This window comes from Clostridium subterminale (assembly GCF_039521425.1).
Taxonomy (GTDB): Bacteria; Bacillota; Clostridia; order Clostridiales; family Clostridiaceae; genus Clostridium_J; species Clostridium_J subterminale.
This window is the reverse complement of sequence record NZ_BAAACI010000001.1, coordinates 1,082,610-1,106,716: the sequence shown is the minus strand read 5'-3', so window position 1 is coordinate 1,106,716 and position 24,107 is coordinate 1,082,610. Positions and strand designations below refer to the sequence as shown.

General features: G+C 30.4%; 23 protein-coding genes and 1 other RNA gene. 20 read left to right on the top strand and 4 right to left on the bottom strand.

Annotation, left to right across the window (positions count from 1 at the left end; genetic code table 11):
* The first annotated feature begins 89 nt into the window (after nt 1–89).
* From ABDZ93_RS05625 to ssrS, 8 genes are all read left to right on the top strand, one after another.
* Nucleotides 90–935 (top strand): DHH family phosphoesterase, encoded by an 846-nt coding sequence (locus ABDZ93_RS05625; RefSeq protein WP_343824416.1) that lies wholly within the window; start codon nt 90–92, stop codon nt 933–935.
* Between the two features lie 122 nt (nt 936–1,057).
* The gene (locus tag ABDZ93_RS05620; protein WP_343824415.1) at nt 1,058–1,576 is read left to right on the top strand and encodes an adenine phosphoribosyltransferase; all 519 of its coding nucleotides are present in this window, start codon (nt 1,058–1,060) and stop codon (nt 1,574–1,576) included.
* A 106-nt stretch (nt 1,577–1,682) separates the two neighbouring features.
* Nucleotides 1,683–3,854 (top strand): RelA/SpoT family protein, encoded by a 2,172-nt coding sequence (locus tag ABDZ93_RS05615; protein ID WP_343824413.1) that lies wholly within the window; start codon nt 1,683–1,685, stop codon nt 3,852–3,854.
* 15 nt (nt 3,855–3,869) lie between these two features.
* Entirely contained in the window at nt 3,870–4,319 is a 450-nt protein-coding gene (gene dtd / locus ABDZ93_RS05610; protein ID WP_343824411.1) for a D-aminoacyl-tRNA deacylase, read from the top strand.
* Between the two features lie 37 nt (nt 4,320–4,356).
* Nucleotides 4,357–4,959 (top strand): MBL fold metallo-hydrolase, encoded by a 603-nt coding sequence (locus ABDZ93_RS05605; protein WP_343824409.1) that lies wholly within the window; start codon nt 4,357–4,359, stop codon nt 4,957–4,959.
* A 62-nt stretch (nt 4,960–5,021) separates the two neighbouring features.
* The gene (locus ABDZ93_RS05600; protein WP_343824407.1) at nt 5,022–6,470 is read left to right on the top strand and encodes a coproporphyrinogen III oxidase; all 1,449 of its coding nucleotides are present in this window, start codon (nt 5,022–5,024) and stop codon (nt 6,468–6,470) included.
* A 93-nt stretch (nt 6,471–6,563) separates the two neighbouring features.
* Entirely contained in the window at nt 6,564–8,348 is a 1,785-nt protein-coding gene (gene aspS, locus ABDZ93_RS05595) for an aspartate--tRNA ligase (RefSeq protein WP_343824406.1), read from the top strand.
* A gap of 141 nt (nt 8,349–8,489) precedes the next feature.
* Nucleotides 8,490–8,669: non-coding RNA, 6S RNA (ssrS, locus tag ABDZ93_RS05590), on the top strand.
* Between the two features lie 244 nt (nt 8,670–8,913).
* Here the strand turns inward: ssrS and ABDZ93_RS05585 are convergent.
* Nucleotides 8,914–9,489 carry a response regulator gene (locus ABDZ93_RS05585; protein ID WP_343824404.1) on the bottom strand — a complete coding sequence of 192 codons (576 nt, stop codon included), beginning with the start codon at nt 9,487–9,489 and terminating at the stop codon, nt 8,914–8,916.
* 8 nt (nt 9,490–9,497) lie between these two features.
* On the bottom strand, nt 9,498–11,327 hold the full coding sequence (locus ABDZ93_RS05580) for a sensor histidine kinase (protein WP_343824402.1): 1,830 nt from the start codon (nt 11,325–11,327) through the stop codon (nt 9,498–9,500).
* A 196-nt stretch (nt 11,328–11,523) separates the two neighbouring features.
* Between ABDZ93_RS05580 and ABDZ93_RS05575 the strand changes: the two genes are divergently transcribed.
* The 6 genes from ABDZ93_RS05575 (at nt 11,524) to ABDZ93_RS05550 (ending at nt 15,444) form a co-directional block, all read left to right on the top strand.
* Nucleotides 11,524–11,904: an NAD-binding protein gene (locus ABDZ93_RS05575; RefSeq protein WP_343824400.1), complete on the top strand. Its 381-nt coding sequence runs from the start codon at nt 11,524–11,526 to the stop codon at nt 11,902–11,904.
* A 1-nt stretch (nt 11,905) separates the two neighbouring features.
* A complete protein-coding gene (locus tag ABDZ93_RS05570) occupies nt 11,906–12,271 on the top strand; it encodes an NAD-binding protein (RefSeq protein WP_343824398.1) in 366 nt (121 codons plus the stop codon).
* A gap of 2 nt (nt 12,272–12,273) precedes the next feature.
* The gene (locus tag ABDZ93_RS05565) at nt 12,274–12,681 is read left to right on the top strand and encodes an NAD-binding protein (protein ID WP_343824397.1); all 408 of its coding nucleotides are present in this window, start codon (nt 12,274–12,276) and stop codon (nt 12,679–12,681) included.
* Nucleotides 12,666–13,355 carry a potassium channel family protein gene (locus ABDZ93_RS05560; RefSeq protein ID WP_343824395.1) on the top strand — a complete coding sequence of 230 codons (690 nt, stop codon included), beginning with the start codon at nt 12,666–12,668 and terminating at the stop codon, nt 13,353–13,355. The genes ABDZ93_RS05565 and ABDZ93_RS05560 overlap by 16 nt, the downstream gene beginning before the upstream one ends.
* 77 nt (nt 13,356–13,432) lie before the next feature.
* Nucleotides 13,433–14,959 carry a TrkH family potassium uptake protein gene (locus tag ABDZ93_RS05555; protein ID WP_343824393.1) on the top strand — a complete coding sequence of 509 codons (1,527 nt, stop codon included), beginning with the start codon at nt 13,433–13,435 and terminating at the stop codon, nt 14,957–14,959.
* On the top strand, nt 14,938–15,444 hold the full coding sequence (locus ABDZ93_RS05550; RefSeq protein ID WP_343824391.1) for a hypothetical protein: 507 nt from the start codon (nt 14,938–14,940) through the stop codon (nt 15,442–15,444). The genes ABDZ93_RS05555 and ABDZ93_RS05550 overlap by 22 nt, the downstream gene beginning before the upstream one ends.
* Before the next feature lie 58 nt (nt 15,445–15,502).
* On the opposite strand, the gene ABDZ93_RS05545 is transcribed toward ABDZ93_RS05550, so the two are convergent.
* Nucleotides 15,503–15,961 carry a threonine/serine exporter family protein gene (locus ABDZ93_RS05545; RefSeq protein ID WP_343824389.1) on the bottom strand — a complete coding sequence of 153 codons (459 nt, stop codon included), beginning with the start codon at nt 15,959–15,961 and terminating at the stop codon, nt 15,503–15,505.
* A gap of 1 nt (nt 15,962) precedes the next feature.
* Complete coding sequence (locus tag ABDZ93_RS05540; RefSeq protein ID WP_343824387.1) at nt 15,963–16,730, bottom strand: threonine/serine exporter family protein; 768 nt, start codon at nt 16,728–16,730, stop codon at nt 15,963–15,965.
* A 251-nt stretch (nt 16,731–16,981) separates the two neighbouring features.
* On the opposite strand from ABDZ93_RS05540, the gene ABDZ93_RS05535 reads away from it, so the two are divergent.
* From ABDZ93_RS05535 to oraE, 6 genes are all read left to right on the top strand, one after another.
* A complete protein-coding gene (locus ABDZ93_RS05535) occupies nt 16,982–18,340 on the top strand; it encodes a sigma-54 interaction domain-containing protein (RefSeq protein ID WP_343824385.1) in 1,359 nt (452 codons plus the stop codon).
* A 334-nt stretch (nt 18,341–18,674) separates the two neighbouring features.
* Entirely contained in the window at nt 18,675–19,721 is a 1,047-nt protein-coding gene (ord, locus tag ABDZ93_RS05530; RefSeq protein ID WP_343824382.1) for a 2,4-diaminopentanoate dehydrogenase, read from the top strand.
* 35 nt (nt 19,722–19,756) lie between these two features.
* Nucleotides 19,757–20,053, top strand: coding sequence for a 2-amino-4-oxopentanoate thiolase subunit OrtA (gene ortA, locus ABDZ93_RS05525; protein WP_343824380.1), 297 nt, complete (start codon nt 19,757–19,759; stop codon nt 20,051–20,053).
* 24 nt (nt 20,054–20,077) lie between these two features.
* Complete coding sequence (gene ortB / locus ABDZ93_RS05520) at nt 20,078–21,490, top strand: 2-amino-4-oxopentanoate thiolase subunit OrtB (RefSeq protein ID WP_343824378.1); 1,413 nt, start codon at nt 20,078–20,080, stop codon at nt 21,488–21,490.
* A gap of 72 nt (nt 21,491–21,562) precedes the next feature.
* Nucleotides 21,563–21,925 carry an ornithine aminomutase subunit alpha gene (locus tag ABDZ93_RS05515; protein WP_343824376.1) on the top strand — a complete coding sequence of 121 codons (363 nt, stop codon included), beginning with the start codon at nt 21,563–21,565 and terminating at the stop codon, nt 21,923–21,925.
* Entirely contained in the window at nt 21,925–24,105 is a 2,181-nt protein-coding gene (oraE, locus tag ABDZ93_RS05510; protein ID WP_343824374.1) for a D-ornithine 4,5-aminomutase subunit OraE, read from the top strand. The genes ABDZ93_RS05515 and oraE overlap by 1 nt, the downstream gene beginning before the upstream one ends.
* The last annotated feature ends 2 nt before the right edge of the window (nt 24,106–24,107 follow it).

Genomic DNA, 24,107 nt, shown 5'->3' with positions numbered 1-24,107 from the left:
TTTGTTCAAGAGAATATGATCGCTAAAATATAAAATGAAAATATAAGGGATCAAGTAACTACTCATGGAACTAATTTGGAGGAGCACATATGGAGTATAGTATGAATAGGAAAGATAATGATCCATTTCTATTAGGAAATATGAAAATTGCATTAAACAGAATTGTTAAAGCTATCAATGAGAGAGAAAAGATAGTTATATATGGCTATCATGACTTTGATAGCGTATGTGCCATATCTCTTCTTATGCTAGTATTACGATATGTAAACAGTGATGTAGAATATTATATACCCAGTGTATATAGAAATGATAGAAATTTAAATAAAGAAGATATAGAGAATAATTTATTATGTCTTGGAGCAAATTTAATTATAACTGTTGGTTGTGGAGTTAAATCTAAAGAAGAAATACAACTTTGTAAGAAAAACAATATTGATATAATTGTAACGGATTATCATAATCACATAGTAGAGGATAAGAATTGTATAACCATAAACACCTGTCAAACTAATTGTAATTATCCTTTTAAGGATTTTACAGGTTGTTCGCTTATATATAAATTCATAGAAGTTATAGCTTCTTATTATAAGATAAGTTGCACACAAAAGTATTTAGATTTAGTAATGATGGGTATAATTACAACAGGGATAGAAATAGAAGAAGAAAATCGATATTTTGTAGAAGAAGGGTGTAAAAAGTTAAAGAAAACTAATAACTATGGAGTTAAGGCATTAATAAGAGAACATGAACGGAATTATGGTGGTATTATGAAGTTTTATGATGAAGGTATCATAAAGCTTTTGCCAAAGATGATTTCAAAGAATAAGCTAGATAATGCAAGAATAATCGTTGAACTTTTTACTACTAATGATAGTTATAGAGCAAAGCAAATATCAAAATTCTTATATAAAGAGGTTATGATGAGTTTTGAATAGCTTATTTACAGAAAATCTATTTAATATACATATTTTCGAAAGTATTGCATTAAATATCAAGGTTAATATATAATTTAGTTATGTAAAGATGTGTTTGGTTAAGGGTTTAGGAGGAGTAAAAGATGAATTTAAAGGATAAAGTTAGAATAATAGACGGATTTCCAAAAGAAGGTATAAGTTTTAAAGATGTAACTACTTTACTTCAAGATGGAGAAGCATTAAGAGCGTCCATAGATGTTATTGCCAATCATTTAAAAGAGAAAAAAATTGATATCGTAATAGGACCAGAGGCTAGGGGCTTTTTATTTGGAGTACCAGTGGCTTATGCTTTAGGAGCTGGTTTTGTACCAGTTAGAAAACCAGGTAAATTACCCTATGAAACTATTCAAACTTCTTATGATTTAGAATATGGTAGTGATGTGTTAGAAATTCATAAGGATGCTATTAAAAAGGGCCAGAGAGTAGCAATTGTTGATGATTTACTTGCTACAGGAGGAACTGTATCTGCTGTTGCAAAGCTTGTTGAGGAATCTGGTGGGGAAGTTGTAGCCATAGACTTTTTAATAGAACTTACAGAACTTAAAGGTAGAGAAAAAATAGCACAATATGATATTATGTCTGTTATAGACTATCCATTTTAGAATTGAACATAAATTGAAATAATTTGGGTTATAGTATATAATTATTACTGAGTTTAAATAGGTGGCTGGTTCATTAACCAGCCTTTAATTTTAGGAGTGTATTACAATGATTGATAAATTGATAGAAAAAATTAATAGTAATTGTCACAATGTAGATATCAATTTTGTAAATAAGGCCTATGAATTTTCTGTAAATGCCCATAAAGATCAAAGAAGAGAGTCAGGAGAGCCTTATATAATTCATCCTTTAGAAGTAGCTTGTATTTTGGCTGAACTAGGACTTGATACCTCTACTATAGTGGCAGGTCTTTTACATGATGTAATTGAAGATACAGAATATACATATGAAGATGTTTGTAACATCTTCTCTATAGAAGTGGCAGATTTAGTAGAAGGGGTATCTAAGCTAGGTAAAATAAAATATAAGTCAAAAGAAGAACAGCAAGCAGATAATGTTAGAAAAATGCTTCTTGCTATGGCCAAAGATATAAGAGTAATACTTATAAAATTGGCTGATAGATTACATAACTTAAGAACGTTAAAATACATGCCTGAGAATAAACAGAAAGAAAAGGCTAAGGAAACTTTAGATATATATGCACCGTTAGCTCACAGGTTAGGTATATCAAAAATAAAGTGGGAACTAGAGGATTTAGCATTAAGATACTTAAATCCAACAGAATATTATGACTTAGTTAAGTTGATTTCAGATAAGAGAAATGAAAGGGAAGAGCAAATAAGTCATATTATATCACAACTTAAATTAAATCTTAATATGGGTGGAATTACAGCAGAAATAGAAGGTAGACCAAAGCACTTCTATAGTATTTATAGAAAAATGATTAAAAGTAGTAAAACCATAGATCAAATATTTGATCTTACAGCAGTGAGGATATTAGTAGATGATATTGGAAATTGTTATGCAGCATTGGGAATAGTACATACTATGTATAAGCCTATACCAGGTAGATTTAAGGACTATATTGCTATGCCTAAACCTAATATGTATCAGTCTCTTCATTCAACGGTAATAGGGCCTTTCGGAAAACCCTTTGAAATACAAATTAGAACATTTGAAATGCATAGAACTGCTGAATATGGTATTGCAGCTCACTGGAAATATAAGGAAAGTGTTCAAGATGAAGATAAATCTTTAGATTCAAAGCTATATTGGCTTAGAGAAATGCTAGAATGGCAAGGAGAAACTTCTGACGCTGAAGAGTTTATGGAAGGGTTTAAGATAGATTTATTTTCTGATGAAGTATTTGTGTTTACTCCAAAGGGTGATGTTATAAATTTACCGAATGACTCTACACCTATAGATTTTGCCTATGCTATTCATACTGCAGTAGGTCATAAGTGTGTTGGAGGTAAGGTAAATGGAAAGATAGTACCTCTAGATTATAAGCTTAGAACGGGGGAAATTGTAGAGGTAATTACAGCTACTAATTCAAAAGGACCTAGCATTGATTGGCTTAATATAGTAAAGAGTAATCAAGCAAGGAGTAAAATTAAGCTTTGGTTTAAAAAGGCAAATAGAGAAGAGACCATAGCAAAGGGGAAAGAATTAGTAGATAAAGAGTGTAAGAAGCAGAATTGTATATTTTCCCAAATAATTAATGAAGATATTATAGAAAAGATTGTTAGAAGATACAACCTAAAAAATATGGATGACCTATACCATGGAGTAGGTATTGGTGACATAAATCCTAATAATATGATAAGTAAACTAAAGGATGCTCATGATAAAGAGAACTCTAAGCAGTTAAAACTTGATGAGCTAAGGCTAATTCATGAGGATAAAAACAAAAAACAAAAGAATGATAGTTATTCTGGAGTTACAGTTAAGGATATGTCTAATATTCAAGTAAGATTTGCAAAATGTTGTAGTCCTGTATATGGAGATGATATTATTGGATATATTACAAGAGGAAAGGGTGTATCTATTCATAGAAGTGACTGTAAAAATGTAATTAACTTACAGGAAAAGGAAGGTCACAAAATAGTTGAAGTAGCTTGGGGAAAAGAAAATAAAGATAAATATATTGCTGATATAGAAGTAATAGCTGAGGATAGACTAGGTCTTCTCACAGATATTATAGAAATATTAGGGCTTGTCAAAGCTAATATTTTATCAATAAGCGCTGTAACAAATAAACAAAATATAGCTGTTGTAAGTTTGAAAATAAATATTTCTAGTATAGAGCATTTAAAGGACATTCAAGCTAAACTTAGGAAAATCAAGGATGTTAAGGATGTCTATAGGAAGAAACAGTAAAAAGGAGTGCTTAATATGAGAGCTGTTGTGCAAAGAGTTAAATCTTCAAAGGTTGAAGTAGATAATAAAGTTATTAGTGAAATAGGAAAAGGAATTAACTTGCTTGTGGGAATAAGTAAGGAAGACACTAAAGAAGATATAGATTATATAGTAAGGAAAGTTCTTGGAATGAGAATTTTTGAAGATGAAAATGAAAGAATGAACTTTTCACTTCAAGATATAGGTGGGGAGCTATTATTAATATCTCAATTTACCCTATATGGTGATTGTAGAAAGGGTAAGAGACCTGATTTTATGAAGGCACAAGGTGGAGATGCTGCTAGAGCATTATATAATGAGCTGGTAGAAACCTTCAAAAAAGAAATACCTAATCTTCAAACAGGGGAGTTTGGAGCCGATATGAAGGTGGAAATTATAAATGATGGACCAGTAACACTTTTACTAGAGAGTAAAAAGGAGTTTTAAAAATTTTAAGAAACATATAGCATTTTGAGGTGATAATATGATTATAAAAAGAATGATGGCAGGAGTTTATGCTGCTAACTGTTATATATTATTTGATGAAGAAACAAAGGAAACTGTAGTTTTAGACCCAGGTGGAGACATAGATGATGTATGCAAGGCTCTTAATCAATTAGAAGCTAAGGTTAAGTATATCATATTAACTCATGGTCACTTTGATCATACTACAGGAGTAGATGGATTAAAGGCTGAAACAGGAGCAACTGTAGCTATGGCTAAAGAAGATAATGATATGATTTTAAATAATATTATGTATTATGGACCACTTATTGAAGGAGGGGCAGAACTTTTATTAAAACATGATGATGTATTAAAGTTTGGTAATTATAAAATAAAAGTTTTAGCAACACCAGGACACACACCAGGAGGAATAAGCCTTTTAGTAGATGGAAATGTTTTTACAGGGGATACTTTATTTAAAGGATCGGTTGGAAGAAGTGATTTAGCTGGTGGAGATCACAATGAGCTTATAGCAAGTATTAAAAATAATTTAATGCCACTTAATGATAGCGTGGCAGTTCACCCAGGGCATGGACCAAGTAGTACCATAGGCCAAGAAAGAATGGAAAATCCATTTTTATAGGTAAAATTATAAACTGTATATTTGGTTATAAGAAGGTAATTTGAAATAAGGATTTGATAAATATGACAAAGGATATGAAGTCTATAAAAGTAAAGCTAAGTAATATGAACTTTAGATATGATGTATTTCTTATGATAAATCTATTTTTTAGTTTTATTAATATAGAATTTGTAAATGAGGAATTTGATTTATCTATAGATATAGATGAAGAAGCAGGAAATATCATAATTAAAGGAAGTGAAGGATTTTTTAATTATGAAATCAATAGAAATTATAAGCTTTCAGAGGAAGTTAAAAAGTCCTTATTCATATATATTAGAAATATAACAGGAAAGGTTCTTCCATGGGGAACTTTAGTTGGTATAAGGCCTTCTAAAAAAGCACTAGACCTTTTAGAAAAAGGATATAGTGAAGAGGAAGTAATAAAAGAATTTAAGGATAGACATGAAACTAGCAAGGAGAAGACAAAGCTTTGTATAGATGTAGCTAAGTACGAGAAAAGTGTAGTCAACAAAGATAAAGATACTATAAGTATATATGTGGGTATGCCATTTTGTCCAACTAGATGTGTTTATTGTTCTTTTACTTCAAATCCTATAGGAGGAAAGTCAGCTTTAGTTAAAGAATATCTTAATGCTATTACCAAGGAAATAAAATCTATAAGTAAATATGTATCAGAAAAGAATTTAACTATAGAGACCGTTTATTTTGGTGGAGGTACTCCTACTTCTATAAATGATGAAGAATTTGAAGATATAATGAATAAGATATATAAGGGATTTGTTGAAGGTAAGGGTATTAAAGAATTTACTGTAGAATGTGGAAGAGTGGATAGTATAACAGAAGGAAAACTTCAATCTATGAAAAGATATAAGGTTCATAGAATCAGTATAAATCCTCAAAGTATGAATGATGATACTTTAAAAAACATTGGTAGAAATCATAGTAGCAAGGATGTAGAAAACTGCTTTAATCTAGCACGAAGTCTAGGTTTTGATAATATAAATATGGATATGATAGTTGGGCTTCCAGGAGAAGATTTAAGTCACATACATAGAAGTTGTGAAGAAATACTTAAACTGAATCCAGACAGCATAACTATTCATGGTATGTCTATTAAAAGAGGCTCTAGGCTACATGAAAATCTAGTTAATAAGGGACAGTTTACTATTCCTAATCAGCATGAGTTAAATGCTATGTATGAAGCTACCAAAAAGCTTTCTTTAGATTTGAATATGAAACCCTATTATATGTATAGACAAAAAAATATGGTAGGGAACATGGAGAATGTAGGCTACTGTAGAGATGAAAAAATATGTATATATAATATTCAGATGATTGAGGAAAAGCAAACTATTATAGCTCTCGGAGCAGATGGAGTTTCAAAGGTTGTTTTCTTAGATGAAAATAGAATAGAGCGATTTGCAAATGTTAAGGATGTAAAAGAGTATAATAGTAGAATAGACGAGATGATAGCTAGAAAGATAGAATTACTCAATACACTATATTAAAACAATTATGTACATAGGTTTTAAATAAAATTTCATTTGGGTAATGATATTATAATATAAATTAGACATAATAATTAAATAGGAGGAATTTAAATGGGAGAATCACTTAATGGACTTAAAAGAACCATTATGTGTGGTGAAGTAAGAGAATCAAATATCTCTGAAAAAATCACTGTTATGGGTTGGGTCCAAAGAAAAAGAAATTTAGGAAGTTTAGTTTTTGTAGATTTAAGAGACAGAACTGGATTATTACAAGTTGTATTTGGTGAAGAAATAAATAGGGAAGCCTTTGAAAAAGCTGATTTAGTTAAATCTGAGTACTGCATAGCTGTTACTGGAGAGGTTATCAGAAGAGAATCTCCTAATAAAAATTTACCAACAGGAATGGTAGAGCTTAAAGGAGAAAATATTAAAATACTTTCAGAATCAGAAACTCCACCTATATATATTAAAGAAAACTTGGATGCTAGTGAAAATATTAGATTAAAATATAGATATCTAGATCTTAGAAGACCAGATATGCAAAAAATATTAATGATTAGACATAAAGCTGGAAAAGTAGTAAGAGATTATCTAGATGAAAATGGATTCTTAGAAATGGAAACACCAATGCTTACTAAGAGCACTCCAGAAGGAGCTAGAGATTACTTAGTGCCTAGTAGAAATTACCCAGGAATGTTTTATGCATTACCTCAATCTCCACAAATATTTAAGCAATTATTAATGGTTTCTGGATATGACAAGTATTTTCAAATTGTTAAATGTTTTAGAGATGAAGATTTAAGAGCTAATAGACAACCAGAGTTTACGCAAATAGATTTAGAGATGAGCTTTGTTGAAATGGATGATATCATAGCCTTAAATGAAGGTCTTTTAAAAAGAGTATTTAAAGAAGTTATAGATGTAGATGTACAACTTCCAATAAAGAGAATGCCTTATGTAGAAGCTATGAATAAATATGGTAGTGACAAGCCAGATTTAAGATTTGGTATGGAGATACAAGATATTACTGAGGCAGTAAGAGGTACAGATTTTGCTGTGTTTAAAGGAGCCATTGAAAATGGTGGTTCAGTAAGAGCTATTGTAGCTAAAAACTGTGCAGACATGGGGAGAAAGAAAATTGATAAACTAGGTGAGTTTGTTAAAACTTATAAAGCAAAAGGCCTTGCTTGGATAGCTTATAAAGAAGGAGAAATAAAATCTCCAATAGCTAAATTCTTCTCAGAAGAAGATATGGCTAAATTATTAAATGCTGCTGGAGCAGAAGTAGGAGATTTAGTTTTAATAGTTGCAGATGTTGATAGTGTAGTACTTCAATCTCTTGGAGCTTTAAGATTAGAACTTGCTAAGGAACTTGGAATCTTAGACGGAAGCAAAGAATTTAACTTTGTATGGATTACTGAATTCCCAATGTTTGAGTATGACGAAGAAGAGAAGAGATTCGTAGCTCTTCACCATCCATTCACAGCACCTATGGATGAAGATTTAGAACTTCTAGAAACAGATCCAGGAAGAGCTCGTGCTAAGGCTTATGATATAGTATTAAACGGAGAGGAACTTGGTGGAGGAAGTATAAGAATTCACGATACAAAACTTCAACAAAAAATATTTAATCTTTTAGGCTTTACTGATGAAAGTGCATGGGAAAGATTTGGATTCTTACTAGAAGCATTCAAATATGGCCCACCACCACATGGCGGACTTGCATATGGTTTAGATAGAATGGTAATGTTCCTTGCAGGAACTGATAATATAAAAGATGTTATTACCTTCCCTAAGAATCAAAATGCTTATTGTCCAATGAGTGAAGCACCTAATGTTGTTGATAAGAAGCAATTGAACGACTTAGGAATAGAAATAAGTAAAGTAGAAAAATAATTTAATAAAAGGTTGTATTATTAAAGAGAATAATACAACCTTTTATGGTTATAATAACTTTATAAAACTATTGATACTTAGTGATTAATATTTATTTTATAATTGCAATTTAATTGTAATTGCTATATAATAATACTAAAGAATATTCTGCTGTGTGCGTGGAGATGGTTTATGTTGAGCCAACATTTAAACATTGTGGCTGATGTTCTCATTATGGAGTGTAGACTGGCTATTTTATAGTTGGTACCAGAAGTATTGAGGCGATTCCACCCCTGGTAGACAGGGTTCAAATATCCCATTAAGACGGCACGGTGGGTATCAATAGTTTTAACATTAAGGAGTAAATACTTTGTATTTACTCTTTTTTATTTTGATATTCATGCGTATTATTGAAAAATTAAAAAGCAAGTGAAACAAGGGAGGAAATATAAATAATAAAATTGATAAAGAAAATTATAAGCCTATTGGATAAAAGAGGAGACTTATAATTTAAAGTGGCTACATAATTATATAGCCACTTTGTACAATAGTTATTAAATAACTAAGAATTTTAGTTTTACAGCAACTATTTCTTAAATGTAATATAGCAATTTAAAAATTTATCTTTATTAGCATTATCTCCTAGACCTTCATAACATTCCGAAAGAAGCTTATATACATTAGAATTAGTTGCATCGATAGATAAAGCTTTATTTAATAACAGTATTGAATCGTCATATTTTTTTAGAGACATTAACTTTGATACTCCCTTTATTATATTTTCAAGAATCTTTGTGTCTTCAGTAAGATTATTTAGTCTATAGATTAGTGAATTAATTTTGTCTGTGGTAAATGGCTTAAGTAAATATTCAACAGCTCCTAATTTAGTACAATCAACAGCATTTTTAACCGTTGGAAAAGCTGTCATGATTATTACCGTAGAAAATATTCCATCTTCCCTAATTCTTTTCAATACTTCAGTGCCACTTAATGTTGGCATTTTAATATCTAAAAAGATTAAATCAAAGGGTTCTTTAGATAATATTTCTAATGCATCTACTCCATTTAGAGCCTCAGTGACAATGTATTCATTCAATTCTAATGATGTTTTTAATAATTTTCTTATATTTTTAGTATCATCAACTACAAGTGCTTTTTTCATAGTACCTCCTAATTATATGGAATAATAATTGTAAATGTTGCACCTTCACCTAAATCACTTTCACATGTTATTTCTCCATTGTGAGAAGTTATTATATCTTTACATATCCAGAGACCAAGACCAGAGTTATTTTTAATGTCTTTATTAGTTAATTGAGTATATTTATCAAATATTTTTGTAGTATTATCCTTTAAAATTCCAACACCAGTATCAGTTACAGTTATGTTTAATTTATTATCTTTTAAGAATCCTCTTATAGAAATTAAATCGCCATCCTTGCAGTGTCTAATGGCATTTATTATTAAATTATTAAGTACCCACACTAACTTTTCACCGTCACAGGATAATGGTTTTACATTTGTATCTACATAGTATTCAAGAATAATTCCACTATAATTTGAAATACTTTTATTACTAGAGACTGAGGCTTTTATCAAATCCTCAATGGAATTATATTCTTTCTTATAAATCTCAGTTGAGGATTCCAATTTTGATAATAAAAGCATATTTGAAACAAGTAAATTTAATCTTTCGCCATCTTCCTTAATAGTGGTTAATATTTTTCTTTGTTCGTCACTTAAATCTCCTAATTTACTACTTTCTAGTAAACCTGTACCAATCATAATTGAAGTTAATGGAGTTTTAAATTCATGTGAAATTGTCGCAAAGAAATCCTTGCTAATTTGCTCTATTTCTTTTAAGTGTGTTACATCCTTTAATAGAATTACGTAGCCAACTTGAAGATCCACTTCTTTAATTTCTTTAATTGATATATTGTAATAGAGTACATCTCCATTTTGGTTTTTTAAAGTGATGATATTCAAAAAATCCCATTGGCAGTTATTCAATGTTATATCATATATAACTGAAAAAAAGCTTCTATCATTAACCAAATGAGTTAAATATCGTCCTTCTGGTTTTTCATCACTAATGCCAAAGGCATTAATAAAATTTTCGTTAACCATTGTAACTTTATAATCTTTATCAATAACTACCATTGGTGAATCTATACTTCTTAATATGGCATTTGAATTATTTCTTTCTTTTAATATTTGACCTAATGTGCTTTTTTCAAAACTTTCAATTCTTTTTGCCATTAAGTTAAATTGCTTTGCTAATTCTCCTAGTTCATCTTTTGTTGTTATTTCTAATTCTTTATATGTAGAGTTAGTTTTTATATCTTTAATAGCATCAATAATATTATTCAATGGATATAATATCTTTTTAAGAAGATGTCTGGATAAGCAAAATGAAATTAGTATTGAAGCTAAAGTAAAAAATATTGTTGTATTTATTATAATTTTGGTTTTATTTTCAACTCTAGCTTTTGAATTAATCATCATAGTTTCATTTAGGCTACTTATATTATCTAGAGTTTTTACAATTATATCATAATTAACTTTAATTTCATCGAGGAAGAAAGTATATCCTGATTCTTTACCATCATTTTGAACAATTTCCGATAAGGTAAAAAAATTCTGGCTATACTGAAGATAGTAAGTATCTAGGTTATTTACATATTCCATTTCTCCATCTTCAGTTATATTATTTTTTTCAAAGTAAAAATTGTCTAAAAATAAAGAGCTATTTTTAGAATATTCAGAGAGAGCTTCTTCTTTATCACCAGATATGTAAAGAAATAAGCTCTGTTGTTGATTATAAAGTGCATCCTTCATATTTTCAACAGATTGAATACTTTTATAATTGTTAGTTAAAAGCCCATCTATATCATTTGAAATTGTAATTAAGTTTCTAACTGAAACTAATCCTAGCAATGACATTGCTAGGATTATAACAATATAAATAAGTGATAGTTTTCCATTTAAGGTTTTAATCATAGTTTTCACTCCTTCAGTTAATTCTTATAGTAAAGTAAAGCAAAATATAGCAAAGCTAAGATTAATTAAGCTAATTTAAAAACTTCAATTTCTGAAGTATGGATAATTGTTAATAGTACTTTTAGCTTACTTTGATATTTATATCTAATAAGATTAGAATTAGTAGGTAGTAAAAATTACGTAGGAAGGTAATATTATGTATAACTTAATTATAGGTTACAATAACTCAAGTATCAACTTAATTAAATCACTTATATATAAAGAAAAAGTTGTATTTTTAATTGATGATAAACCATCAGAAGAAATTCAAATAAAGAATAAATTTCTTTATTATTATCAAGTGGATATAACTGATATGAAACAGATACTGGATAAGTCATCGAAAGCAATGTTATCACATGTTTTTATAATAACTGAAGATGATTATTTAAATTTAATGATTGAAGATACTTTGAAATATTTAAATAATGTACAAGTTGTTTATAATTTTAGAGCATTAGAAAAGATATCTACCAATGGTAATAAAAATTCATATCTTCAAGATTTCTTTGAACCATTAGGTAAGGAGGGAATTTAATTTGTTTGTTGTCGTTATTAGTGAAAGCAAATTTATTAATTTATATAAGGAAAGTTTAGACGATTTAAACTTAGATTTCTCGAATGTAATTTCACCACAAGAACTTTCACCAGCATTTTCCGATATCTTTAATAATTACTTATTAAAAAGAGCAGATGTGGTAGTGATTATTACACCTAAAGATCAGTTTAATTTCTATATTTCAAAGGTTTGTAAAACTTTTTATGAAACTAAAAAGGTTATTACATTAATTAATAATTCAAACAATAAAGATATTTTTACTTCAATTGGAGTTTTAGACGTAATAGATTTTAATTGCTATGCAAAAGAAACTTTATATAAATTTTTAGAAAAAGGAGCAGTTTAAATATGTATATTATTATTATTGGATGTGGTAAGATGGGAAGCAAATTGGCTACAGACTTAGCTGAAACATCTCATGATATATGTGTAATAGATAGAGACGAGGAGAAAACGGATAAACTAGGTTCGGGATTTAATGGAAGGATACTAAATGGGGTTGAAATTGATATTGATTTACTAGAAGAAGCAGGTATTGAGGAAGCTGATGTACTACTAGCTCTAACTCAAAACGATAATATAAATATTGTTGCCTGTGAAATAGCACAGAATATTTATAAGGTTCCAACTGTAATTGGAAGAGTATTTAATGATGATAGGTGTCACATTTATAATTCCTTAGGCATTAAAACTATTAATCCTATAAAACTAGCTGTTGGAAATATTAAGGAGGATATAAAATGCGAGCAGTTGTAATTGGTGGAGGTAAGGTTGGTTATTACTTAATAAAAAACCTATTAAATATTGGATGTTTAATAACTTTGATAGAAAAGAATTATGATATATGTAAGAAAATATCTAATGAATTAGATATTGAAGTAATATGTGGTGATGGATCAAATTTAGAAGAATTATCAGAAGCCATTGAAGGAACAAATACTATTGTTGCAGCAGTTACAGGTAAAGATGAGGAAAATTTGATCATTTGCCAAATGAGCAAGCGTAATTTCTCTATTAAAAGTGCTATTGCAAGAATTAACAATCCTAAAAACAGACAGTTATTTAGTAAATTAGGTATAACATCTACTGTTTGTAGTACAGAAGTTATTTCAACTTTAATTGAAAATGAACTTGTAGAGGATAATTTTAAAATTGTAAAAACTTTAGATAGAGGAGAAATGGTAATAATTGAAGCTTATATAGATAAAAATTCCTACTGGAGAGATATGGACATTAAAAGCTTAATTTTACCAAATGACAGTATAATAGTTTCTATTTTAAGAAATAACGAGATTATCTATCCTAGAGGATATACAAAAATCTTACTTGACGATACGGTTGTACTGATAACAAATACCAGTGTATCTCATACATTAAGAAAATCTATTTATGGAGATGGTAGTAATGGTAAGAAATTCGGATTATTTTAAGGGAATATTATTTGAAATCCTAGTTGTAGGAATATATATTATAGTAATTTTTCTTTTGAGTTTTTTAGGGTGATGAAATGAGTGAAAAATATTTAAAGGACTTTAAAGTCATAAATTATTATGTTGGAATTATTATATTGGGAACAATTTCCTTAATGCTTATCCCTATCATCGTAACTATTTTTTATAAAGAGTGGAGTTCGCTTGTAGATTTTATTCTCGCTCTATTTATTGGATTATCTATAGCATTTTCTCTGATTCTTTCGGGAAAAGACGAAAAAGAAAATAACAAAATTGAATGGAAACACGGCCTTATTATTGCATCGTATTCATGGCTGATTTTAATGCTTTTATGTGCCCTTCCTTATGTTTTTAGTGGACATGCAAAATCTTATTTAGATGCTTGTTTCGATGTGATGAGTGGCTTTACTACAACTGGAGTATTTCTTATGCAGGATATAGATCATATGTCTCTTGGAGTTAATATGTGGAGACATATACTAACATTTGTAGGTGGGCAAGGCATGGTCGTATTAGCTTTATCAATACTAATTAAAAATTTTTCTGGTGGATATAAGATGTATGTAGGTGAAGGAAAAGATATTGGACTTTTACCTAATATTAAGGGAACTTCCAAGGCCATTTGGAAAATTAGTATGATATATTTAGTAATTGGTACATTAGCACTTACAATTGATGGTTTATTTATAGGATTATCACCATCTAATTCATTTATGCATGGACTATTTATATTTGCATCAAGTTGGAGTACTGGTGGATTTGCTCCAATGTCTCAAAATATATTGTATTATCATAGTTTTTCATATGAATTAATTACAATGGTATTGTTCATAATTGGTTCGTTAAATTTTGGTCTTCATTTTGCAGTTATAAAGGGAAATAGAAAAGAAATTTTTAAAAATGTTGAAGCACAAAGCTTTTTTATAACTTCTTTTATTCTTACAGGATTATTAGTTATGTTCTTATCAAAGACAGGAGTATACACAGATGCTGTTTCCCTATTTAGAAAGGGTGCTTATCAGCTTTTATCTGCACATACCACCACTGGATTTGGCAACCTTTATGCTAGGCAACTATTATTTGAATGGGGAGATTTTGCAATTTTTATTATGACAATTGCAATGCTTATTGGAGGAAGTGCATGTTCAACAGCCGGTGGATTTAAGGGACTAAGGATGGGTATTGTCTGTAAGGGAATAATTGCAGATATAAAAAGAGTTCTTAGTTCTGATAAAAAGATTTTAACTACAAAAGTTCATCACATTAAGGATATAATTTTAGATGATAGTTTAGTAAAATCATCAATGCTTATAATACTTTGTTATATTGCTATGTTTATTTTTGCAACTTTACTTGGAACATATTATGGCTACTCACTTGTAGAATCAGCTTTTGAGGCAGCTTCTGTAGCTGGAAATGTTGGATTATCTATAGGAGTAACTTCTATAACGATGCCTATACCACTAAAGATTTGTTATATCGTTATTATGTATCTAGGTAGATTAGAGTTTATTTCAGTATTTGCATTAATAGGGTATTTTATAGGAGGAATTAAAAAGTTATGTGTAAGATACAAAAAATAATGTTAATTACAATTATTACAGTGATTTTTTCTTCATTAACGGTACTAGCTAGTGAGGTTACAACTTCTGTAAGCGATCTTATTGATAATGGTCACAAATATGACTCTAAAGTTATAAATATTCAAGGTGAGGCTATTGGTGAACTTTTAGAAAGAGGGGAATATTCATTTGTTAATATGAATGATGGAACCTCTGCCATAGGTATTTATTTAAAAACTATAGATGGAGAGATGATTAAATCTTATGGAAATTACCATAAGATTGGAGATTCAGTAAGAGTTACAGGGGTTTTCAATAGAGCCTGCAAAGAACATGGTGGAGATATGGATATACACTGTGATTCAATGCAAATAGTTTCTAATGGATATGAAAGTACCCATATTATTAGTAAATTCAAGATAATTTTTATTATTGTATTGATGCCTTTTGTAATCTACGGAGCAATGAAGACTTATGGAGTAATTAGAAAAAATCGTAAGGATTAAATATGAGTAATTAAAGAGAAAAATCACATCTAGTTATGTGTTCTTTTCTCTTTAGTTATTATTTAACATTTTCAAGTTTTCGTTGATTTCTTCTGATTTTTAATTTTTGCATCAATCTACTTAATGTAGATACTAAAATAATTCCAACAGCTATAACCCCTGCCAAAGAAATGGTTTCAATACCATAATTTAATGATTTATCTACATTACCTTTAACTGCCTCAAAAACTGTATAATACATTCCACTTCCAGGAACTAAAGGAATAAGAGAACAAACTAAAAATAATGTAACAGGATTTTTTAAAACCCTAGAGAAAATTTCAGCATAGACACTAATGCTAATAGAGGCTATTAGCATAGCCAATACGTTAGAGCTTGATAGGTTTAAAGTTAGACTATAAAAGAACCACCCCACGGCTCCTCCTAGAGCGGCAAAGAACAAATTCCTATCTCTTACATTAAAGAGAACCCCAAAGCCTAAGGAAACAATAAATGCATATACAACTTGAAAAAACATTTTACATCCCTCCCAGAATAAACATCCATATTTTGAAACTAAAAGCAGCTCCAATAGCAATGGCTCCAGCTATCATTATAGCTTCTAGAGTTCTTGAAAGGCCTGAAAGTAAGTCTCCAGCTATGGTATCACGAATAGCATTGGTGATAACAAGACCCGGAACAAGCAACATAATTGAACCTATAATTATCTTATCTTGATGAAATATAGGATTTATATAGGAAAAGAAAATTCCAATTATAGCCGCTAAAGCACCACCTGACACATTAATAAAAAAGTCATTAACACTTAAACGAGATAACATAGAAGATAATAAATTAATTAAAATTCCTGCACCAAATGATATAATAAAGTCATTAAAGCTACCACCAAAAAGTAGGGTAAATGTACCAGTGGTTACTCCAGCAAAAAAAGTTTTTATCTTGTTAGAGTATTTTGGAAAGCTTCTTATATATTTCAATTCTTTTTTTAGTTCATCTAAAGTTAAAGGGTTGCCTTGTATTTGACGAGATAAATTGTTAATTAAGGCTACCTTTTCTAAATCAGTGGACCTAGAAGTAATTCTCTTAATTATTGTACTGTTCCTACCATTTTCATCCATAGTTGAAGTGATTATTGCTGTAGGAGAAACAAAGCTTTCAGCATTAACTACGCCATAAGATTGACATATCATATTTATTGTTTGTTCAACCCTGTAGGTTTCACCACCATTTTCAAGCATTATTTTTCCGGCTTCTGCAGCCAGGTTTACTATATTATCAGTAATCATAGTAGTACTCCTTTTGTTATATAAACTAAAACATATGCAATATCTTATTATTAACATTCATTAAAGATATTATAGAACAAAAAACAAGATAATGTATAATTGTTAGAATAATAAATTTATTATATTACAATATTGTGTTAAATTTATTATATAGGTAAATATTATAGGGCTACAATAATCAAAGATAACTTTCAATATGAAATTGTTTTCAATTTTAGGTTTAATTATATGGGATAGCTAAGGGGGATTTTATGGATAATGTAAATATATTATTAGAAAGTCTAATTAGTAACTTAAAAGAGGGGCTTCACATAGTTGATGATAAGGGAAAGACCATCTACTATAATCATGCCATGGAAAATATAGAAGGTATGAAAAGTGAAGATGTTATGGGAAAAGAAATTCATGAGTATCTTAAGGATATAGAACATTCAACTATACTAGGAAGTTTAAAAGGTGGACATACCTATAGAGATACTATACAAAACTATAGTAATGGGGCAGGTAAGATAATAACTAGTGTAAATTCTACTATTCCAGTAATGGTAGATGGAAAGGTTGAGGCAGTAATTGAGATAGCTAGAGATATGACTCAGATAAAAAAATTAAATGAAACTATATGTCAGTTAGAAAACAAAAGTAAATCAAAGAGAAATTATTATACCTTTAATGACATCATAGGAAGTAGTAAGATACTAAACGAAGAAATTTTAAAAAGTAAAAGAGCAAGTATATCTAATTCTTCTGTGCTCATATATGGAGAAACTGGATGTGGTAAGGAATTATTTGCTCAAGGTATACATTATGAAGGAATAAGAAGAGACAAGCCTTTTATAGCTATTAACTGTGCAGCGATACCAAGTACACTCTTAGAGGGTATGCTATTTGGGACGGTTAAAGGTAGCTTTACAGGAGCAGAAAATAAAAAAGGACTGTTCGAAGAAGCTCATAGAGGAACTATTCTACTTGATGAAATAAATTCTATGGATCCATATTTACAATCTAAATTATTAAGAGTACTTCAAGATGGATATATTAGGCCACTAGGAAGTAATAAGATTATTGATATAGATGTAAGGATTATAGCAACAATAAATGAGGAAGCGGATAAACTTATAAGAGAAGGAAAGCTTAGAAAAGACTTTTATTATAGATTAAGTGTAATTAAATTAATCATACCACCTCTTAGAGAACGTAAAGAAGATATAAGCGATTTATGTGACTTCTTTATAAAGTACTATAATGGCATTCTATGTAGAAATGTAAAAGGGATTAGTGAAGATGTTATGGAGGGATTTTTAAATTATAGTTGGCCTGGAAATATAAGAGAACTTAAAAATAATATAGAAAGTGCTATGAACATGGTGGAAGATGGAGAAATACTAACAAAGGAGTGCTTTGGTAATAAGATTAATTCCGTAGTAGAAGTAACTGCAGAAGAGGGATTTAGAGGAGATATCTCTTTAAATGAATATATAGATAATATTGAAAAAAATATAATAGAGAAGAGTTACCAAAAGAACAATAATAACATAACAAAAACTTCAGAGGAATTAAAAATATCCAGACAGAACCTTCAATACAAACTAAAAAAATATGAGTTACTCTAATTACTTACTATTTAGGAATGAATATATGCAGAAAATATAAATAATATGTTAATAAAAGAATAAATTAAATATTAAAAAAATTAAAAAGTAAATATGCCTAAAATTCGGCAAAGCGTATGCAAAATTATTTGCACACGCTTTTTTCATAGATAAAATCGAGTATATATAGAAAAATTTTTTGCAGTAAAATTTAAAAAATATTGGAATTATATACATTTATCATAATAAGAGTTAGAAAATATAGAGAATTCTATAATTTTATTGGCATGAAAGTTGCTGTAATAGATATTAGTGAAATATATAAAAATAATTTAATCATAAGGGGGATTAAAAAATGGAAAATGTTAAAGTAGCAATTTGGGGCTTTGGAGCTATGGGAAGTGGAATGGCAAAGATGCTTCTAACTAAAAAAGGTGTAGATATAATAGGTGTTTGTGATATGCACCCTGACAGAGCTGGAAAAAGTATTTTTGAAGTTCTAGGAGTAGAGAGAGGCGATAGAAAAGATGTAATAATAAAAGCTAACATAGATGAAGTATTAACAGAAAAATGCTGTGACATTTGTTTATGTGCAACAGATTCTTTCACTAAAAATGCTTTTCCAAAATTAAAATCTGTACTTGAAAAGAAAATAAATGTTATTTCTACAGCAGAGGAAATGTCTTATCCTCAAGCTAAAAATCCTGAGCTAGCTGCAGAATTAAACAGAATTGCAAAGGAAAATGGAGTTACGATTCTTGGAACAGGTATAAACCCAGGATTAATTATGGATTTACTTGTTGTATGCTTAACCGGTTGTATGACTGAAGTAACTCATGTAGAAGCTAAGAGAGTAAATAGCTTATCTCCATTTGGACCAGCCGTTATGGAAGAGCAAGGAGTTGGTATGAAGGTTGAGGATTTCAATGCAGGAGTTAAAGATGGAAGCTTAGCAGGTCATGTTGGTTTTATAGAATCTGTAAATATGATAGCAGATGCCATGGGATGGAAAGTTGATAAATTTGAACAGCAAATGGCTCCAATAGTAACTACTGTAGATAGAAAATCACCTTATGGCTTTGCAGCTGCTGGAGATGTAGCAGGAGTTAATATGACAGGTCAAGGATATGTTGATGGAGAAGTAAAAATAGATATGATTCATCCACAACAAATCGAACCTGAAATGGAAGGTACATTTACTGGAGATTATATAACAATTAAGGGTACACCAGAAGTTAATATGTCAATTAAACCAGAAGTTGATGGTGGACTTGGAACAATTGCTATGTGCGTTAATATGATTCCTCATGTAATTAATGCTAATCCTGGATTAAAAACAATGATAGATTTACCAGTACCAAGGGCTATAATGGGAGACTTTAGAAATTTTATAGATAGATAAACTTATTTAATTATAAATTTGCTTCGGAGGTGAAGATGTTGATTAAGAAGGGTACATTTATTGAAATAGAAACAGTTGTATTACAATGTGAAGATAGATCACCAGCAATTCCAGAAGATACAAAGGAAACTCCACTTAAAATGTGGGTTAGGGGTTTCGTAAATTCAGATTGTGAGCTGGGCGATGAAGTTGAAATCACTACAACTATTGGAAGAACTATGAGGGGTATAGCTAAGGTGGTAGAACCTTCATATTCTCATAATTTTGGTAGCTATGTAAGTGAAATAACCTATATTGGAAAACAAGCTAAGGAAATGATTTTCAATAATTAGTTATACAGAAAGTAGGTGATTGATATGAATAAGTACGAAGAAGTTATGAGCAGAAAAAATCAAATTATGATTAAGTCTGTAGGAATGGATTTTGACAAATATGAAAAGGGAAGTATAGCTTTTGATTATGAAGCAATGATGAGAGATATAGGATATTCCCTAAGTGATATTATGAAAATTCAACGAGAAGTAGGAGTTGGAAATACACCTCTCTTAGAATTAAGAAATATTACTGCCTTGGCAAGAAAGGTATCAAAGACTGGAAAAGCAGCTAGAATATTTGTAAAGGATGAAAGTTGTAATCCATCTGGAAGTTTTAAAGATAGAAGAGCATCTGTATCTGTGTATGATGCTAAGGAAAGAGGCTATAAAGGTGTTGCATCAGCTACTTCTGGAAACTATGGAGCGGCAGTAGCATCTCAAGCAGCTATGAAAGGATTAAAATGTACCATTGTTCAAGAATGTTATGACTCTAAAAAAGTAGGACAACCAGAAATTCTAGAGAAGGGCAGAAAATGTGAATGGTTAGGGGCTGAAGTTTTACAATTAACAGTAGGACCAGAATTATTCTACACATATTTGCAGACTTTAGAAGAAACAGGTTTTTATAATGCATCCTTATATTCTGCCTATGGAATAGCTGGAGTTGAAACTTTAGGTTATGAGATAGCTACAGAATGTAGAGAGAGATTTGGAAAGGATCCAGAAGCTGTAGTAATTACCCATGCAGGTGGTGGTAATGTTACTGGTACAGCAAGAGGACTTATAAAGGCAGGAGCAAGTAATACAAAAGTTATTGGAGCTTCTGTAAATTTACAAGGTCTTCATATGGCAAGTGATAAAGCCTTTAATAGAAAATCCTTTACTACTGGACACACTGGATTTGGTATTCCATTCATGGTATGGCCAGATAGAAGTGACGTACCAAGAAGTGCAGCAAGACCTCTTAGATATTTAGATAGATATGTAACCTTGCCACAAGGGGAAGTTTTCTACATGACTGAGCTTTTAGCACAGCTTGAAGGACTTGAAAGAGGACCAGCTGGAAACACTTCTTTAGCAGCAGCCTTTGTCATAGCTCAAGAGATGGAAGATGACGCAATCTTAGTAGTTCAGGAGACTGAGTACACTGGTGCTGGGAAGCATATAGTTCCACAATTAACCTTTGCAAAGGAAAATGGAATTAAAGTGCTTAGAGGTAATCCAATGGATGAAGTTCCGGGAGAAAATATTATACTTCCAGAGGATCCATCTTATTTGCAAATAGATAATAAAGAGCTAGATGATTATAGAAAATCATTAATTAAAAACACAGTAAAGCTTTTAGAGGAAAAGGAAATTGGACAGGTAGATTTAGATTTCTTATGTGAGGAAACAAAACTTAGAAAAGAAACAGTAATAGATATGCTTAAAGAATTTGGGGTTAATGTGAAATAGGGTTAATAAGTAAATAGGGTAAAGATAAATAATGTGTGAAATAATAAAAAAACCATTAGGGGGAGAGAAGTAGTGAAAAGAGAAGACGATTTTGAAGTAAGAAGAAAACATTTAGAAAGTTTAAGCGATGAAGAATTATATGAAAGGTTTTGGAAATTGACAGAAGAAATAGTAAATCCTATGGTGGATTTAGCATATGGAAATACCTCATCCTCTATAGAAAGGTCAGTACTTCTTAGAATGGGCTTTTCAAGTATAGAATCTCAAGCTATAGTTCAAGAAGGCTTAAAATCAGGACTTCTTGGAAAAGGTATGGGAAACGTAGTTTTAAAATATGCAAAATTAAAGAGTGTGCCATATTTAGAAGCTGGTAGAGAACTTGGAGAAGGAAAAGGCTGGAATGAAGTAACTAATTTATTTGGGGGGGATAAATAATGCTAGATATAAATAAGAAAATAGATGTAGCAGAAATACTTAAGGACTTAGATAAGTATGAACCTAAAAGAAGAGGTTGGCATTGGAGAGAAGAATATAAAGAGCCAATGGGAGAGTTTGAATATAAGGAGATATCAAAACCACTAAAAAATAGTAAAGCACTTCCATCAGCAACTAGCTTTGCTAATATAGACCCTCAACCAAAAGCTGTAATAACTTCAGAAATAGCTTCAGGAAGATTTGAAGATGATATTAGAAGAATGAGAATGGCAGCTTGGCATGGTGCAGATCATATAATGGTTATAAGAACATCAGGACAAAGTCACTATGATAGTTTAATTGAAGGAAGTCCAGAAGGAACTGGTGGAGTTCCAATAACTAGAAAAGAAGTTAGAGCTACAAGAAAAGCTCTTGATATGATAGAGGAAGAAGTAGGAAGACCAATAAATTTCCACTCCTATGTATCAGGGGTTGCAGGTCCAGATATTGCTGTAATGTTTGCAGAGGAAGGAATAAATGGAGCTCACCAGGATCCTCAATATAATGTACTTTACAGAAACATAAATATGGTTAGATCCTTCGTGGATGCAGCAGTAGCAAAACATATAATGGCATGGGCTGATATTTTACAAATAGATGGAGCACATAATGCAAATGCAACTGCAATGAAGGGCTATAAGGTAATGCCTGAACTTATGGTTCAACATGCTATAAATTCAAAATTCTCTGAGAAGGTTGGTATGAAACAAAGCAATATATCACTATCTACAGTACCACCAACAGCACCACCAGCTCCATGTTTAAGATATGATTTACCTTATGCTGTAGCACTTAGAGATTTATTTAAAAACTATAAAATGAGAGCACAGATGAACACAAAATACATGGCATCTTGTACTAGAGAAGCTACAGTAACCCATTCATTAAACTTGTTAATATCTGAACTTACTTCAGCAGATATTCAAAGTACAATCACTCCTGATGAAGGAAGAAATGTACCTTGGCATTATAATAATATCCATGCTGTAAATACAGCTAAGCAAGCTTTAATTGGTATGGATGGCTTAATGGATATGATAGAGCTTAAAAAGGATGGATATCTTCCGGGGAAGGTTAGAGAACTTAAGGAAAGAGCAGTATTATTCCTAGAGGAAATGATTGAAAATGGTGGATACTTCAAAGCTGTAGAAGATGGATTCTTTGTAGATTCAGGAGAATATCCAGAAAGAAATAGTGATGGTATTGTAAGAAAGATAGATGGAGGTATTGCTGTTGATACAGTAGTTCCAAGAGATAAAGAATACTTTGCTCCAGTATGTGCTCACTTTGGATATAATAATGTTCCAGAAGAATATAACAAACCATGTGATGCAATAGATGAATGTACATTATGTAATCATAGCAAAATAGTTTATATAGATGAACTTGATGAAGAAGATAATGTTAATGTAAGAATGGCTAAAAATAGTAAAGAGGAAGGAACTATAATTCCAGAAGTAGAGTGGAAGAATGATGGCTATGTATCTACAACATTATTCCTAACTGAAGAGGAAAATATAGCAGAGGCTGCAGCCCTTGAAATAGGAAGACGAATGAATTTAACTGATGTAGAAGTTATTCATAAACAAGTTATGCAAGATGCAGAAGGTACTTTAGTAGAAATCAAAGGTAGAGTAAGCTTTGCAATTAAAAAAGATGAACTTAAGATTCCAGAAAAGCAAGAGCTTTTACCAGATGATGTAATGAGAGATTACGTTAAGAATAATCCTATTAGAGTGGTAGCTGCTACTGTTGGAGAAGATGAACACTCTGTTGGGCTAAGAGAAATTATAGATATTAAGCATGGTGGTATTGAAAGATATGGTATAGATGTAGTATATCTTGGAACTTCTTGTCCAGTAGAAAAATTAATAGATGCAGCTATTGAAACAAAGGCTCAAGCTATAATAATGAGTACTATTATCACTCACAATGATGTACACACTAAGAACATGCAAAAGATTCATGATTTATGCATAGAAAAAGGTGTAAGAGACAAATTCATAATAGCTTGTGGAGGAACTCAAGTAACTAATGAGATTGCTGTAGCTCATGGTATGGATGCAGGCTTTGGTAGAGGAACTCATGGAAATAATGTTGCATCCTTTATCATTGAAACCTTAATGAAAAAAGAACAATAATA